Source organism: Arachidicoccus terrestris, from assembly GCF_020042345.1.
Classification (GTDB): Bacteria; Bacteroidota; Bacteroidia; order Chitinophagales; family Chitinophagaceae; genus Arachidicoccus; species Arachidicoccus terrestris.
The window spans coordinates 1,797,530-1,814,720 of the sequence record NZ_CP083387.1 but is presented as its reverse complement, the minus strand read 5'-3'; the positions used below and the strand labels follow the sequence as shown (position 1 = coordinate 1,814,720).

Genomic DNA, 17,191 nt, shown 5'->3' with positions numbered 1-17,191 from the left:
ATGAAAATCCGACTTAATTTTTTACATATCCTGGGTGCGCTGCTGATGCTATCAATGGTATCCTGCAAAAAAGAGGGTACACTGGTGGTCGCCTCTCCCAGTTCTCCTGTTAACTTAACAGCCAGTCAACAGACAATTGTTCTTAGTGAAGGCAATGCGACAGAAAACGCAGTGGATCTGTCCTGGAATAAGGCTGATTTTGGTTATGCTGCGGCGATAAATTACACTTTACAGGTGAGCTTCAGGGATTCTGCATTTCACAAGTTCTCGTCTGTAGGGGTAGGAGCGGCTAACACGCTTTCCTTTACGACGGCTGATTTAAATACACTGCTGTTGGGCGCCAAGTATGAGGCGGGTACCGAGGGCGATGTAATGCTCAGGGTATTGGCGCAGGTAGCCGACAGCCTTTATGCGTTCTCTGACACTTTGATCCTTAAAGTTACGCCTTATGTCGCCAAACGGGTGATCACCTATTCCGCTCTGTATGTGCCGGGTGCTTATCAGGGCTGGATGCCTGCCAGTGAGGTTATTGCGCGGTTATTCTCAGTAGCAGATAATGGTGTTTATGAAGGTTATGTGAACCTGCCGGATGCCACTAATGAATTTAAGTTCACAGCAGAGCCAAACTGGGACGGCGCCCAGTATGCCAGCGGGGGCGCTGGGCTATTGGCCACAAGTGGTGATAATCTCAAAGTGGATGGAGCGGGCTATTATCTGATGAAAGCAGATACGAAGAAACTGACCTGGAATGCTACACCGGAGGATTGGGGCATTATCGGCGATGCGGCCAAGGGCTGGGGAGACGCTGACGATATCCTGTTTGATTTTGATGCCGAGAACCAGGTATTGACTAAAACAGTCGCCTTAAAAGCAGGCAATCTTAAATTCAGGGCCAATCACAAGTGGGACCTGAATATAGGGGTAAATGCCAAATACGGCGGCGACAATATTGTTATCACTGAGGCCGGTACCTATAAGATCACACTTGATCTGAGAGTACCATCTGAGCCCATCGTAACAATGGCTATTCAATAGTTCACTTTCGAATCACTGGCTTTTACCAAAAGGCCGGTGATTCATTATATGTATCATTCATGCGCATTTTAAGTACAGCGATCATTTCTTTAAGTTTAATATCAGCCTCAATGGGCCAGAATTCTATGGTAGTTACTGAAACAAAAAACACCTCTTCATTGAAAACACAGCAAGTACATCATCCTATACCTGCCCCTTCTGCCTTGCTGGCGCCCGGGAATATAGTTCAGGTAGAAGCCACTGGGCAGGGACTGAAGATAAGGACCTCCAATAGTTATATCGAAATCTCTGCTTACTCACCTTCAGTGATCCGTGTCAGAATGGATAAGAGGCCGCTGGGCAGGGACTTTTCTTATGCGGTAATTACCGGGCCGGAAACGACAGGCACTAAATGGCAGGAATTTACTGACAGCCTGGTGTTTTCAACAGACAGCCTGGACGTGGTCCTTCAGAAGCATCCGTTTTCTATTGCCTTTTATACAAAAGACGGGAGGGTCATTAATGAAGACGTCGCGGGAATGGGAACGTCCTGGATAGGAGATCAGGTGACCACCTATAAACAGTTGCAGCCTGAAGAGCGCTTTATCGGGCTTGGAGAAAAAACAGGTAATCTGGACAGAAAAGGCTCCGGATATGTGAACTGGAACAACGATTCATATGGTTATGCGGCCAATGAAGATCCGATCTATTCCAGTATTCCGTTTTATATCGGACTGCATGACCACCTTTGTTACGGTATTTTTCTGGATAACACTTTTAAATCAGATTTTAATTTTGGTGCCAGCAATAACCGTTTTTCATCTTTTGGTGCCGATGGTGGCGAGATGAACTATTATTTTATTTCCGGAGGCCATGTGGCAGACATCATTACTGATTATACAACACTGACAGGCCGAATGCCCCTGCCGCCCTTGTGGAGCCTGGGCTATCAGCAGAATCGCTATAGCTATTACCCGGATACAGAAGTGCTCAGGATCGCCAAAACGCTTAGAGAGAAGAAAATTCCCGCGGATGGTATTACGCTGGACATCCATTATATGGAGAAGTATAAACTTTTTACATGGGATAAGAAGCGTTTTGCTGATCCGGTAAAGATGAATAAAGAATTGGAGTCCATGGGCTTTAGGACCACGGTCATTGTGGATCCCGGCATTAAAGTAGAAAAGGATTATCCGGCCTATGAGGATGGTAAAGCCAAAGATGTATTTATCAAGTATCCTGATGGCCATCCTTATACGGCCCAGGTATGGCCAGGCTGGTGTAATTTTCCGGATTTTACCAGTGAAAGAGGGAGAAGCTGGTGGGAAGATAAAGTGAAGTTTCTGGCGGGTACCGGCGTAGACGGGATTTGGAATGATATGAACGAGATCGCCAGTTGGGGAAATAAAATGCCTTTTAATGTGCTGTTTGATTATGACGGCGCCGGCGCAACAACCATCGGCGCACATAATGTTTATGCGCTGGAAATGGCCAGAGCCAGCTATGAAGGCGCTAAAAAGAGTTTTAAAGAACGTCCGTTTATCCTGACCAGAGCGGGCTATGCCGGTCTCCAGAGATATACGGCCATCTGGACCGGTGATAACCGGGCAGAGGATGATCATATGATCGCAGGGATACGTTTATTGAACAGCCTCGGTTTGAGTGGTGTCGCTTTTACGGGTATGGATATAGGCGGATTTACCGGTAATCCAAGTATTGCGTTATATGCCAGATGGATCCAGATTGGCGCGTTTACTCCTTATTACAGGGGGCATACAGCAGTGAATACAAAATCTGCCGAGCCCTGGACCTTTGGTGAAGAGGTGACCGAGATCGCCAGAAACTTTATCGGCCTCCGATATCGTTTGTTGCCGTATATCTATTCTGCCTTCTATAATGCAACACAAGACGGGCTGCCTCTTATGCGCAGCCTGGCTATAGACTATAGTTTTGATGACAAGGTTTATGATACCCGGTATCAAAATGAATACCTGTTCGGGCCCGGTATATTGGTGTTGCCTTTTGAAAGTAAGCAGGCGTTTGGTGAGGCTTATTTTCCGAATGGTATCTGGTATGATCTTTTTACCGGTGAAGTGCAAAAAGGAAATGAGGAAAGAATCCTGAAACTGGCTTATAATAAATTGCCGGTATATGTAAAAGGCGGCAGTATTATCCCGATGCAATCGCTGATCCAATCTACGGCACAGCTACCCAAAGATACATTGATCCTTAATATTTATAAAGGAGAGTCGGACAACCGGTATACGTATTACGAAGATGACGGAAGATCCTATGGATATCAGTCGGGAGATTATTATAAAAGGGATTTCATTTATGACCAGGCAAATGGCAGGATCATTTTGAAAAAGAAAGAAGGAAATCGAAGCTCTAATTTTAAAAGCATTAAATTGGTGATGCATGGTTTTGGCAGTCAGCAGCATTTCTCCATCGAGGGACATGAAGTCGGTTTTAAGAAGGACTTCGTAGCTTTACTGACGCCGATCTCTAAGTTCGATCCCCAGGGAGTGGCCAATCCGCTGGAAGGGGAAGGTGTATTGAGCCATGTTATCAGAAATTCGGATGAACAGATCATTATAGAGCTAAAATAGGTATTAAGATAAAAAAGCTAAGAATTATGCGTAAATGGTTATGGATATTACTGATCGGGGGAGGGATGTTCACAAAACTGAGCGCTCAGCCAACACTCAAGGCCTTAGACAGGGTACGCCCTATGTCCTGGTGGGTGGATATGGCCGACTCGAGTCTTCAGCTTCTGGTACATGGCAAGGATATCGCAGAACGGACAGTTTCATTTACTTACCCGGGTGTACATCTGGTAAAAGTGCATCATGTGGAAAACCCTAACTATCTTTTTATTGATCTGGTCATCGATAAGGGGACTGATCCCGGTTCTTTTGTTATCAGCTTTACAAAACAAGGATCGGAAGCGCTGCACTACACCTACCGGCTGGACAAACCCAGCAGCGATCCCGGCCGCAATCAGGGGGTAACGAATAAGGACCTGATCTATCTGATCATGCCGGACCGTTTCTCCAATGGAGATCCTTCCAATGACCGAATCCCGGGCATGAAAGATCAGTCGTTGAACCGGGATTCTATGTATGAGCGGCATGGTGGTGACATTCAGGGGTTGATGAACCACCTGGATTATCTCAGGGATTTAGGCGTCACTGCCATCTGGTGTACCCCTATGGTCGAAAATGATATGACCAAGGCCTCCTATCATGGCTATGCCGCAACGGACATCTATAAGATTGACCCGCGTTTTGGCACTAATCAGCTTTATAAAGCCTATGTTGAGAAATGCCACAGCATGGGCCTTAAAGTGATTAAGGATGTGGTACACAATCATATCGGGTCTGAGGGGTGGATCAGGAACGACCTGCCTATGAAAGATTGGGTTCACCAGTGGCCCGCTTATACCAACAGCAGTTACAGGGATCAGCCGGTGATGGATATTCACCGTTCCGCTATTGATAAAAAGATCATGCTGGACGGATGGTTCGTACCTACCATGCCGGATCTGAATCAAAACAATCCTTTTGTCGACAAGTATTTATTACAAAATCATATTTGGTGGATAGAGTATGCGGGGATTGACGGCCTTCGCCTGGATACGTACCCTTACAACGACCCGGAATTTATGGCGGACTGGGCAAAGGCCATTTTAAAGCAATTTCCGCATCTGTCCATCTTTGGGGAAACCCTGGTAACTACCGTTGCAGAACAGGCTTATTTTGCAGGTGGCAATACCGTTAACAGAGGCATGGATACTTATCTGCCCGGGGTGACAGATGCTGCTTTGAAGGATGCGATCTATGGTTTTTTAAATGACAAAGACGGTTGGGTAGACGGCACCAATAAACTGTATGCCATACTATCGCTTGATTTCCTGTATAAACATCCGGAAAAGAACGAGATTTTCATGGACAACCATGATATGAGCAGGTTTTATTCCATGGTAGGCGAAGATTTCAACAAGTTTCAGCAGGGGATGGGCATATTGCTTACCATGCGGGGTGTGCCACAGATATATTATGGTACAGAGATCTTAATGAAAAATTTCTCTGCCCCCGATGGGCTGGTCAGAGAGGATTTTCCCGGCGGGTGGAGGTCAGATAAGGTAAATAAGTTTACAGCCTCAGGCCGGAGTGCCAGCGAAAACAAAGCTTTTGATTTTATCAGGACGCTGGCACGGTTTAGAAAATCAAGCCCGGCCCTGCAAACAGGTAAGCTGATGCAGTATGTACCCGAAGGTAAGGTTTACGTATATTTCCGCTATACGGACAGCGAAAGTGTAATGGTCATAGTTAATAAAAATGATAGCGACAAAATCCTGCATACCGACAGATTTAAAGAAAGGCTTCAGGGATTTCACCAGGCAGTTAACGTACTGACTAAGGAGAAGGTAGAAGATATAAAAAACATCGCCTTGCCGGCAAATGGCATCACTATTTTGCAATTACAGAAATAATGATACGAACTTTTAGGGACAGGCATATAAGAAAAGTATATCTGCTCTGTATAATAGTCATAACAGGATGCGCGGGTAATATAAAACCTGAAGGCGGACCGTCTCGGGCCGTTAAGGGCAAACCGGTTATCTATCAGGTACTGGTTCGCCTGTTCGGTAATCGTAACCTGACCAATCACTATTATGGATCTGTTGATGAGAACGGTGTTGGAAAGTTTAATGATATAACCGGAACGGCACTGGACAGTATTAAAGCCCTTGGCATTACCCATATCTGGTATACGGGCGTGCTGGAACACGCGACCATGGCGGATTATTCGGCTTATCATATCCGCCCCGATGACCCGGATGTCGTAAAAGGCAGGGCCGGCTCTCCTTACGCGGTTAAAGACTATTATGACGTAGATCCGGACCTGGCCATTGATGTGAATAAGCGGCTTGAGGAATACGAAGCGCTGATAAAAAGAACCCACGATCACGGATTAAAAGTGATTATGGATTTTATCCCCAATCATGTCGCCAGGGGATATCGCTCTGACAAGAAACCGAATAATGTTGTTGATTTTGGTGCCGGGGACAACAAGCAAATGGCCTTTAGTGCGCAAAATGATTTTTATTACCTGCCGGGCACTTCGTTTCAGGTGCCGGCCGGCGTAAACGCCGGTGGCTCAGATTTCCATTCGCTCCTAAAAGATAATAAATTTGAAGAGATCCCTGCCAAAGTAACGGGAAATAATGTTTTAAAGCCGAACCCTTCTATCGATGACTGGTATGAAACCGTTAAATTGAATTATGGCGTCGATTTATTTCATGGAGACACTACTCACTTTGATCCGGTGCCGCCGGTTTGGACCAAAATGCGGGATATCTTACTTTACTGGGCCGCTAAGGGCGTCGACGGATTCAGATGTGATGTAGCGGAAATGGTGCCGCTGGCTTTCTGGCATTTTGTAATTCCGGCTGTTAAAGAAAAATATCCAAAACTTCTTTTTATCGCGGAGGCCTATGACCCGGCAAAATATAATGCCTTTGTCGCCCCTGGAGGCTTTGATTATCTGTATAACAAAGTTGGGCTCTACGATGCTTTAAAGCCTGTTATGAAAAATGACAGCGGCGCAACTGTCAGACAGATCACAGCACTGTTACGCAGTCAGGATGACATCAGCGGCCACATGCTGAACTTTCTGGAAAACCATGATGAAGAAAGAATCGCATCCAAAACCTTTACCGGTGATCCTTTCCGGGGCGAAGCTGCGATGGGGGTGGCGGCAACGGCCACTACGGGCCCGGTACTCGTTTACTTTGGACAGGAATTAGGAGTTGCTGCAGATGAGGCCGAAGGGTTCGGAGGTGCAGATGGTAAAACGACTATTTTTGATTACTGGGGCCTGCCGGTTTATCAGAAATGGGCAGACCGTGGAAAATATGATGGTGCCGGATTAAATAAGCAGCAAATAAAATTGCGGGCGTTTTATAAGGGTCTACTAAACCTGGTTGGAAGCCGCCGGTCAGTTGCTAAAGGAAAACTGGCAATACTGAATGGCCGTGGTTTGGGCAGATATGGTCTTTGCTATCTGCGTTATGATACAAGTGAAACTTTGTTCTTTGGGGCTAATTTTGACCATTACGCTGCATTACAGGCGACCGCATATCTTCCCGATTCTATTCCGCCGGGATCTGCTAAAGCATTACGCCCTTTATTATCGAATTGTAATAGCAATCGTTTTTCCTTGGACGGAAATACGATAGAGTTTGAGCTCCCTCCAGGCGGATTTCAGGTTTGGCAGATCCGTTAAACGATAATTGGCTATTGCCTTTAAAAAATGTATTTTTAAAAGAAATATCCCAAAGGGGATACCAGAAAACAGCATCAAATGACGACAAAAAGAATCACGAAGCCCAAGCTGTCTATAAAGAGTATATTCAACATGAGTGTTGGCTTTTTCGGGATTCAGTTTGCCTTCGCGCTGCAAAACGGCAATGCCTCCCGGATTCTGCAGACATTTGGGGCGGAGGTAGATCATCTGTCACTTTTTTGGCTGGCGGCGCCGCTGACGGGTATGATTGTACAACCGCTTATCGGTCACTACAGTGACAGGACCTGGACAAGATTTGGCCGCAGAAAGCCATATTTTCTCGTGGGTGCATTACTGACTGCACTGGCACTGATCGTTATGCCCAATGCTTCCTTTCTGGCCTATCTCATGCCACCCATTATTGTAGGTGCCAGTATGCTGATGCTGACAGACGCCTCGATTAATGTGGCTATGGAGCCTTTCAGGGCACTCGTCGCCGATAAATTGCCGGATAGCCAATCCAGTCTGGGTTTTTCCATTCAAACCTTTTTGATCGGTGCCGGTGCTATTCTCGGTTCTGTAATGCCTTTTTTACTGGCTGAGATCTTTCATGTTCAGGCAACGGCGCCCGCAGGAGAAGTGCCTGCTAACGTGATCTTCACCTTTTATATAGGCGCCGCGGTACTGGTGGCGGCAATCTTATGGACCATTGTGACGACCAAAGAATATAGCCCGCAGCAGGCCAGATTGTATGAGCAGGATGCTGTTCAGGAGTTGGATGTCGTGGAGGAAGTGATCAAAAAAGAAGGTAGTGTCAGGACGATCATCAAAGATATCCGCAAAATGCCACTGACGATGCGGCAATTAGGCTGGGTACAGTTCTTCTCCTGGTTTGCCCTGTTTTCTATGTGGGTCTATACGACACCGGCTATTGCAGAACATGTTTACCATCTGCCGGCAACAGACACGTCCTCTGCCGCTTATGCGGATGCCGGCAATTGGGTGGGCGTGCTATTCGGGGTCTATAACGGGGTTTCAGCGGTATATGCTTTACTGTTGCCTGCTATTGCCCGGGTTGTAGGTAAGAAAAGGACACATGCTTTATCCTTGCTGATTGGCGGAATAAGTCTGATATCAATCTTCTTTATTCAAGGTAAATACTGGCTATTGTTGCCGATGGTGGGCATCGGTATGGCCTGGGGGAGTATTCTGGCAATGCCTTATGCGATTCTGGCCTCTGCTCTTCCGCCCAAGAAGATGGGTGTATATATGGGAATCTTTAATTTTTTTATTACGATTCCGCAAATTGTCAACGGCCTGTTGGGAGGGCTTATCCTGAAATATTTTTATCACAGTAATGCCATCTATTCCTTAGTAATGGCCGGTGGCTTTATGATACTGGGCGCGTTTTCCATGATGAAGGTGAAAGTGAAAGACACCACCTTCCGATCTTAAAATGCGGCTGAGAAGCGGCCGGTCTTATTATTTCTAAAAGTCAAACCTGTTTCCATGAAAATTCGCCATTATTTATTGTTGATCTGCTGCATTTCCTTTTTGCGTATTTCAGCGCAGCAAAATCTGGGTAACCGCCAGAACCAGGTAGTATCTCCCGTTATAGAAGGACATAACGTTCGTATTAATGTTAAGGCACCCTACGCCAGGGAAGTACTTGTCAAAGGCGACTGGCTGCCACAGGGAAAAAGTGCTGCCCTGACAAAAGGGACTGACGGGATCTGGCATTACCGGTCAGACAGCATCCCGTCTGATCTGTATACGTATCAATTGGTAGTAGACGGTGTTACGATGATCGACCCGGCCAATGTATATGTGTTGAGAGATGTGGGGCAGCAGTTCAGCATATTTTATATTGACGGGAGGAAGGCAGAGCACTATAAGGTGCAGGCCGTACCACACGGAACCGTTGCCTATCCATGGTATAGTTCCCCAACGTTACACAGCATGCGGCGAATGGCGGTATATACGCCACCGGGGTACGAAGACAGTAAAGCGGCATATCCTGTATTATACTTGCTACATGGGATGGGTGGAGACGAGACTGCGTGGTTGACATTAGGGAGAGCCGCCCAGATTATCGACAATTTGATTGCTGACAAGAAAGTAAAACCAATGATTGTGGTAATGCCTAACGGAAACGCGACAAAAAAGGCGGCTCCCGGGTTTTCTTCCGATAATCTGGAAGCAATTCATTTTGAATCGCCTCACTTAATGGACGGCACGTTTGAAGCGGCTTTTACGGACATCCAGTCATACATTGAAAAGCACTACAGGACGATCAATGATAAACAGCACCGGGCGATTGCAGGCCTTTCGATGGGCGGTTTTCACAGTTTGTATATTTCTGCGAATAATCCTGCCACCTTCGATTATGTCGGTTTGTTTTCCCCGGCTATCCTGCCCAGAACAACAGATGGGGGTGATATTTACGGAGATCTGAATGCTAAACTTGTGGCCCTTCAAGATTCCGGTGTGAGAAGTTATTGGATGGGTATAGGCAGAGATGACTTTCTTTATAAAGAAGTGACAGACTTCCGAAAAAGATTAGACAGTCTCCACTTCAAATATACATATTATGAGAGTGACCGCTGGCATATGTGGTCTAACTGGCGAGATTATCTCACTGTTTTTGCACAGCTGCTTTTCAAATAAGATAACAGGTAACGGGCTGCCCGGGCCGGTTGTCATCGGCGGAACTTTGCATAATTATATCAGCCTGTTAATAAGTTATTGAAAATCAGTTAAAGTATTTATGAAAAGCGCCAGGATGAAGGGTGAATTTATCCTTATTTCATCAGATCACCGAAACATTAATTGATTTTACCTAAAAGAAGCGTCTGTCATGTAACTTGTTTTAAAGCGCAGCATCTTATATATGTGCGACACAAAACAGGCACATGGGTACTAAAATTGTTGAACCCTTTAAATTTTAAGTTATGAAAAAGTTTATCATTATAATGAGCGTTATGGCTGGTGTGTTATTTATGGGTAAAACACAGGCGCAGATCAATATCAGTATCAATATAGGCAGCCAGCCGGCCTGGGGACCCACAGGGTATAATCATGTCGATTATTATTATCTACCTGATATCAATGCCTACTACAATGTGGCTACGGCACAGTATATCTACTGGAGAGGCAATAAATGGCGCTTTGCGAACAGGTTACCTAATCATTATCGTAATTATAATATCTATAATTCCTATAAGGTAGTGGTGAACCGCCAGAATCCGTATCTGAACAATCAGTATGATGTCCAGCATTACAGCCATTATAAAGGACGCACCGGGCAGCCCATGTTAAGGGATGACAGAAGATATACTTCTATGCACAATAACAATTATAATAATTATAAAGGTTACGGTACGGTGAACAGAAACAGTACAACCGTTACGAAACGGACGACGAATAAGGCTGTCAGAAATACTGGTAACGGCCGTGGTCAGAAGGTAAAGAAAGTGACACGCAGCTCTGTGCAGCGTAGCAGGTAACTGACAAAAGTATAATGTTCAGAATATAGAAAACCGCCACCACTTAATGACTAAATGGTGGCGGTTTCGTATCCGGCCGTTTATTTTATGAAATCTTTTTTCAGTCAATCGCTATTATGATTATTCAGACTCTGCTGGCTTATCTGCCCTTATATAGATCTCCCCGCTGGCAACGAAGTCAGGGGAAGTGAAGGAGAGGGTATCACCATACAGAGACAGGAACTTATATTCATGGACGTTAAAGGTCATTTTGGCACTAAAGATGTCTTTTTCATCACTTATGTCCGTCAGGGTATAGCTTCCCGAATCGCTTAGGGATGCATCCATGTATCTCCAGTAGAATTTGGGCGTAAAAATGATCTCGTTGTCCGCACTAAGCTCGTATATGGAATCCGTTTGCCCTACATAGGTTCGATATAGTTGCCAGGTGCCTTCCAGCTGATAATGGGTGATTTCGGGGTCATCCTTGCTACAGCTTACGCATGCAAATGACATAAGTAATAATGCGAAACAAACAATAGTTCTATTTAAATGAAGGTGCATAAGGGTTTAAATTTTAAATTAGCCAGACAAAGGTAAATACTTATGCAGTTATGGTGATTAGTATTTATTTTTCTTGGCATTTTTCCTTTCTGCTTCCCAATCCAGAAAAGGGTCATCTGTTTCAGGAGACGATTGCCCCGGATTCGGCGGTTTCTTTTTTGAATGGCCGGATTTTTCTTCTTGCTCATCTTCAATTTCAAATTCGTCTTCCTCTATTTCCAACACTTCAAAATCCAGCATTTCGGCCAGTTCCAGAAAAAAGTCTATTTTTTCTTCAGGTATATTGATGATAAAGGACTGCATATTCATTCGTTTTGACTACTCCGAAATTACATAAAAATAAGCAAATCAGGGGCCTCGCCTAAAATAGGGCTATAGACCCTCCAGGAGGGCGATGGTCCCGTTGGGACCGGCCAGAAACAATTTTTTGCTGCGGGGTATGTATAGCAGTGCGTTAAAAGGTCGGGCATCAATTGTCGCCCAGGTCTTACCGCCATTTTTGGTCAGCCAGACTCCCTTTAGGCCACAGGCCACCAGTACACTGTCAGAAATAATGGCCACAGCGCTGCCATAACCCGGCAATTTGTTATAAGGTTTCCAGTGCTGTCCACCGTCATAAGAAATAGCATAACTGCTGTCTGTTGAGCCTGGCTGTGTATAATTTCCCCCTGCAATAGCAATGATATTTCCTTTTACGTCCATCCCGTTAGGTCCGGCTGTGAGATTGTCTTGTTGAAACGGCAGCAAAGTGGCACTTTGATGGCTTTTCCATAGCCTGGACCTGGCTCCGCCACTAGACAATAAAAAAACGCCGTCGTTTTGCAGGTGGATATTGCTGCCACTGGCCGCAAAAAAAGCTTCACCGCTGGCAATACTGTCTTTTAGGTCAGGTGTAAAAGACTGCCAGCTATCCCCCGCATTTGTCGTTTTTGCCAAAAATATCTGGCCATCTATAGGGTCTCCCACCACTACGCCGTTGTAGTGGTCTGCAAAATCCATGGCGTCAAGAAACATACCCGGCCGGTTATTTTTGTAAACCTGTCTCCAGTGGCGGCCTCCGTCTGTCGTTTTTAGGATCACGGCCGGCGTGTCTACGGCGATCGTGACGGCGGCATCTTCTCCTAAAGCCGCTATGTCCCGGAAATCCCTTTTTTCATATCCTTTCGGGATGTGCCAGACCCATGTTTTGCCACTGTCTTTGGATAGGCCGGTCTGGCCACTACTTCCACTGACCCAGATGCTTTTTCCATCATGACTGCTGACACCTCTCAGGTTGGTAGCCTTGCCGGATTCCAAGATATGAAGGACAGGTGTCTGTGAAAGGCCATATCCCAGGCTTGTCAAGAACAACATGCAGGATAGTGTAATTCTGTGCATAAGTCAATTTTAGTGCTAAAATTAATCATTTTTGCCTGCCTGGGATTATGGCCAGCCGGTACTGCTGCTTCTGATTTAGTTATGTTATCTTTGCGGCATGGTAATAAAAAACGCGACGTATCTGATTTCCAGCCCTTCCTGGGAAAAGTGCCCCAAGCCGGACCGCCCGGAATATGCCTTTATTGGCCGAAGTAATGTGGGGAAATCATCCCTGATCAATATGCTTTGTCAACGTCAGTCACTTGCCAAAACGTCTTCCACGCCAGGCAAAACACAGATGATTAATCATTTTTCTATTGAAAGCAGCAAAAAGGAGAAAGGACCTAAATATAACTGGTACTTGGTGGATTTACCAGGCTATGGGTATGCGAAAGTGGCCCAGAAAGCCCGCAAATCCTGGTCAGCTATGATTGAAAATTATATTGCCGGCAGGGAAAACCTGATGCAATTATTTGTGTTGATTGATAGCCGGCATAAGCCTCAGGCCATTGATATGGAATTTGTTATGGCACTTGGTCGGTGGCAGATTCCCTTTACGCTGGTCTTTACCAAATCGGACAAGGAGAAGCCTGGGGTGGTAGAACGAAATGTCGGTTTCTTTCTGGATGAACTTAGGGAGTCCTGGCAGTTTTTACCGCGGGTAATCATTACCAGCGCCACTAAAAAGAAGGGCCGTGACGAAGTACTGGAGGTCATTGAAACAATTAATGAACAGTTTGAGCAGCAGTTGCGTTAAATGAACTATTTAGCCTAAACTGTTGACTTGACCGGATCGTTCCATTTTGTATAAATCATCAGCCTTCCGGTCATTTTTATAAGTTCGATGCTCCTTCTATTGTACAGTCAGCCAATTCTCGTAACTTTCCGCTTCAAAATCTATCATCAGATCATCATTTAAACAATTTTCAGTAATGAAAAGGCACAATTTTAATTCAGGACCGTCTATTCTTCCGGAGGAAGTATTGAGGCGGGCCAGCGAGGCCGTTATTGATTTTAACGGACTGGGGTTGTCCATCTTGGAAATCGGACATAGAACGCCGTGGTTTACAGAGGTTATTGAAGAAGCACGCTCGCTGGTAAAAGAATTAATGGGATTGGACGAAACATATAGCGTTCTGTTCCTCCAGGGAGGCGCGACTATGCAGTTTATGCAGGTTCCGCTTAATTTGTTACCGGTAGATGGCAGCGCGGCCTATATTAACAACGGCATATGGGGGGGCAAAGCGATCAAAGAGGCGTCTGTTTTTGGAAAAGCGGTTACAGTGGCAGATACCGCTGATCGCAGTCACAGTTATATTAATAAAGATTTCATCGTTCCCGAAGGGAGCAGTTATCTGCATTATACCAGTAACAATACTGTTGAGGGGACACAGTGGCATGATTTGCCTGCTGCCGGACAGACCGCGCTTATCGCGGATATGAGCAGTGATATTTTCTCCCGGCCGGTGGCTTTTGATAAACATGCATTGATCTATGCCGGTGCCCAAAAGAATGCAGGAGCTGCCGGTGCGACCATTGTCGTTATTAAAAAAGATATTTTAGGGCATAGCGGCAGAAATATCTCACCCATACTGGATTATCAAAATCATGTCAAGGCGAACTCGATGTTCAATACACCGCCTGTATTTGCGGTATATGTATCTCTGCTGACGCTTCGCTGGATCAAGCAGCAGGGCGGCCTCACAGAAATGGAGAAAAGAGCTAAAGTTCGCGCTGATTTATTCTATCAGGCATTGGATAATCTGGATGTGTTTACGCCTATTGTGGCTAAGGAAGATCGCTCTTTGATGAATGCGACTTTTACGACGAAAGACAAAGCCCTGGAAGCACCCTTTCTTGCGCTTTGCGATGAAAATGGAATGGTTGGCGTAAAAGGCCACCGAAGTGTGGGCGGGCTCAGAGTGTCTATGTATAACGCCATGCCACTGGAGAGTGTGCAGGCACTGGTAGACCTGATGGAGCAGTTTGATAAGGCACAAAAATAATTTTCTAAATAAAAAAGGGATAGCCCCGTTTTTGAACCATTAAGCCTCTGCGGCTGTCTGTTGGCACAGATCCAGAGAGCAATTGTAATAAAAGAGATATGAGTAGAATCCAACCTTTTAATGCACTTCGCCCTGCAGAAAATTTTGCGGCGGGTGTGGCGAGCAGACCATATGACGTATTGAACCGGGAAGAGGCCAGAAAGGAAGCAGCTGAGAAATCTGCGTCTTTTCTGCATATCACTAAAAGTGAAATTGACCTGCCGGAGTCGGTAGACATTCATGACCGGGCCGTGTACGAGAAAGCCCGGGAGAACCTGAAGGCTTTTATTGATAATCATATTCTGATACAGGAACAAAAGCCTGCTTATTATATCTATCAGTTGGTCATGAATGGCAAGAGCCAGACGGGCCTTGTTGCTGTCAGTTCAGTGGATGATTATGAAAATGATATTATCAAAAAGCACGAGTTTACCCGCCCTGAAAAAGAACAGGACAGAATCAACCATATCACCATTACCGGTGCGCAAACGGGTAATGTATTTTTAGCCTATAGAGATGTACCTGTGCTCAACCAGCTCATTGGCGACTGGAAAAACAACCACACCGCCATTTATGATTTTGTGGCGGATGACGGCATTCGTCATACTGTGTGGCTGGTCGATGATGATCCGACTATAAGCCGGATCACGGATATCTTTGCAAATGAGGTGCCTGAAACCTATATTGCAGATGGACACCACAGAGCAGCTTCAGCCGCTAAGGTGCGTAAAGCGCTGGGAGCAGATAGGACGCCGGCTTCAGATTATTTTCTGACGACCTTGTTTCCGGCCAGTGAATTGCAGATTCTGGATTATAACAGGGTCATCACTGATCTGAACGGATTGTCCCCGGAAGCGTTTCTGGAAAAGTTAGCAGAAAACTTTACTATAATTCCCAGCGATCAGCCCGTCAAGCCGGCTGCCTTGCATCACATTGGTCTGTACATAGCGCATAAGTGGTATGAATTGGTAGCCAAGGAAGGTAGCTTTGACGCTTCCGATCCTGTAGGTGTTTTGGATATTAGCGTTTTGCAGAAAAATATCTTAGGACCTGTTTTAGGAATTCTTGACCAGAGAACCGATAAAAGGATTGATTTTGTAGGAGGCATTCGTGGCCTGGAGGGGTTGACGTCCCGAGTCGATTCAGGAGAAATGGTTCTGGCATTTAGTTTGTATCCTGTAGGCATCGAGCAGTTATTTGCGATTGCCGACAGCGGGAATGTCATGCCCCCTAAAAGCACCTGGTTTGAGCCCAAATTACGAGATGGCCTGTTGACGCATCTAATCAAATAAAATAGCTGATTGTACAATCGCTAAACATTCAAACAACCTATATCTATTAATAAAAGTATATTATGAAGAAATTACTGGTATTACCCATGCTGTTACTGGGGGCGATGGCCGCTTTTGGACAGGCTGGAGTCATTGATGCACACAAGCAGGCGATGGACAAAGCCAAAGACGGTGATATGGATAAGGCATTGTCCATTATCCAGGAAGCCGAAGTCAATTTTCCGGATAATCTGAGCCTTTTAAAAGATGAGGCGTTTATCAATACATGGAAAAAAGATTATGTGAAGGCCATTGAGGTCGGTAAAAAATTAATTGCCAGCCCGGACGCAGATGTTCAGTGTTATCAGATACTGGGCTCAGCCTACCGCGCGGATTCAAAATATGCGGAAGCCGAACGGATCTATAAAGACGCTGTTGAAAAGTTTCCCGAAAACAGCTTGTTATATGCAGAGCTGGGAGATGCACTGAAGCAGAACAGTAAGCCGGAACTCGCTAAAACCGCCTGGGAGAAAGGCATTGAGGTAGGGCCTTCCATCAGTAGCAATTATTATTTTTTGACAAAGTTCTATGCGGAAAACAATAATCCGTTATGGAGCGTTCTCTATGGTGAGATGTTTGTCAATTTCGAATCCTTTTCCGGCCGCACGACCGAGATACGTGGTATTGTAACGAGTCAATATGCCGCGCTTTTTGCAACGCCGGGCGTGCTGCAAAAATATGTAGATAACGGACAGCCTTTTGAAAAAGCAGTAGCAATGACCTTTCAACAGTTTCAGGATATGGTCTCTGGTGGCGTTACGCCTGAAAGCCTCTATGCATTAAGAGGGCAGTTTATCGTCAACTGGTTTAACGGAGACAACGGAAAGAATTTTTCATTTAAGTTGTTTGACAGGCAACAACAGTTATTAAAACTCGGCATCTTTGAAGCCTATAATCAATGGCTCTTTGCTTCTTATAACCAGGACCGCTTTAATAATTGGGGGCATATGCATGACGGACTGATTAAAGAGTTCAGCAAATTCCAGAAAGCGTCCATGTTTAAAGTGCCTAAAGGGGAATATTACGCACATAATTAGATGGGTGGCAACTTTGTCGGTCAGAAAGCGCAGCAGGATAAGTAAATAGTCTTGCTGCGCTTTTTTTG

The 17,191-nt window shown here is 45.4% G+C and carries 14 protein-coding genes; 11 read left to right on the top strand and 3 right to left on the bottom strand.

Features of this window, described 5'->3' with window-relative positions; all coding sequences use genetic code 11:
* From K9M52_RS07360 to K9M52_RS07330, 7 genes are all read left to right on the top strand, one after another.
* Complete coding sequence (locus K9M52_RS07360) at positions 1-1,035, top strand: SusE domain-containing protein (protein WP_224071410.1); 1,035 nt, start codon at positions 1-3, stop codon at positions 1,033-1,035.
* 158 nt (positions 1,036-1,193) lie between these two features.
* Positions 1,194-3,623, top strand: a complete 2,430-nt coding sequence (locus K9M52_RS07355; protein WP_224071409.1) for a glycoside hydrolase family 31 protein — start codon at positions 1,194-1,196, stop codon at positions 3,621-3,623.
* 26 nt (positions 3,624-3,649) lie between these two features.
* Entirely contained in the window at positions 3,650-5,509 is a 1,860-nt protein-coding gene (locus K9M52_RS07350; protein WP_224071408.1) for a glycoside hydrolase family 13 protein, read from the top strand.
* Positions 5,509-7,305 carry an alpha-amylase family protein gene (locus K9M52_RS07345; RefSeq protein ID WP_224071407.1) on the top strand — a complete coding sequence of 599 codons (1,797 nt, stop codon included), beginning with the start codon at positions 5,509-5,511 and terminating at the stop codon, positions 7,303-7,305. Before K9M52_RS07350 ends, K9M52_RS07345 begins: the two co-directional genes overlap by 1 nt.
* Positions 7,306-7,383: 78 nt before the next feature.
* Positions 7,384-8,760, top strand: coding sequence for an MFS transporter (locus tag K9M52_RS07340; RefSeq protein WP_224071406.1), 1,377 nt, complete (start codon positions 7,384-7,386; stop codon positions 8,758-8,760).
* A 54-nt stretch (positions 8,761-8,814) separates the two neighbouring features.
* On the top strand, positions 8,815-9,972 hold the full coding sequence (locus K9M52_RS07335) for an esterase (RefSeq protein WP_224071405.1): 1,158 nt from the start codon (positions 8,815-8,817) through the stop codon (positions 9,970-9,972).
* A gap of 284 nt (positions 9,973-10,256) precedes the next feature.
* Complete coding sequence (locus K9M52_RS07330) at positions 10,257-10,811, top strand: hypothetical protein (protein WP_224071404.1); 555 nt, start codon at positions 10,257-10,259, stop codon at positions 10,809-10,811.
* Between the two features lie 120 nt (positions 10,812-10,931).
* Here the strand turns inward: K9M52_RS07330 and K9M52_RS07325 are convergent, their stop codons facing one another.
* The 3 genes from K9M52_RS07325 to K9M52_RS07315 all read right to left on the bottom strand — a co-directional run bounded on the left by K9M52_RS07325 (position 10,932) and on the right by K9M52_RS07315 (position 12,731).
* Complete coding sequence (locus K9M52_RS07325) at positions 10,932-11,354, bottom strand: immunoglobulin domain-containing protein (RefSeq protein ID WP_224071403.1); 423 nt, start codon at positions 11,352-11,354, stop codon at positions 10,932-10,934.
* A gap of 57 nt (positions 11,355-11,411) precedes the next feature.
* A complete protein-coding gene (locus K9M52_RS07320) occupies positions 11,412-11,657 on the bottom strand; it encodes a hypothetical protein (RefSeq protein WP_224071402.1) in 246 nt (81 codons plus the stop codon).
* Between the two features lie 69 nt (positions 11,658-11,726).
* A complete protein-coding gene (locus K9M52_RS07315) occupies positions 11,727-12,731 on the bottom strand; it encodes a WD40/YVTN/BNR-like repeat-containing protein (RefSeq protein WP_224071401.1) in 1,005 nt (334 codons plus the stop codon).
* A gap of 97 nt (positions 12,732-12,828) precedes the next feature.
* Between K9M52_RS07315 and yihA the strand changes: the two genes are divergently transcribed.
* From yihA to K9M52_RS07295, 4 genes are all read left to right on the top strand, one after another.
* Positions 12,829-13,467 (top strand): ribosome biogenesis GTP-binding protein YihA/YsxC, encoded by a 639-nt coding sequence (gene yihA / locus K9M52_RS07310; RefSeq protein ID WP_224071400.1) that lies wholly within the window; start codon positions 12,829-12,831, stop codon positions 13,465-13,467.
* Between the two features lie 175 nt (positions 13,468-13,642).
* Complete coding sequence (gene serC / locus K9M52_RS07305) at positions 13,643-14,716, top strand: 3-phosphoserine/phosphohydroxythreonine transaminase (protein ID WP_224071399.1); 1,074 nt, start codon at positions 13,643-13,645, stop codon at positions 14,714-14,716.
* A gap of 98 nt (positions 14,717-14,814) precedes the next feature.
* The gene (locus tag K9M52_RS07300; protein ID WP_224071398.1) at positions 14,815-16,047 is read left to right on the top strand and encodes a DUF1015 domain-containing protein; all 1,233 of its coding nucleotides are present in this window, start codon (positions 14,815-14,817) and stop codon (positions 16,045-16,047) included.
* Between the two features lie 62 nt (positions 16,048-16,109).
* Entirely contained in the window at positions 16,110-17,123 is a 1,014-nt protein-coding gene (locus K9M52_RS07295; RefSeq protein WP_224071397.1) for a tetratricopeptide repeat protein, read from the top strand.
* Positions 17,124-17,191: the final 68 nt, after the last annotated feature.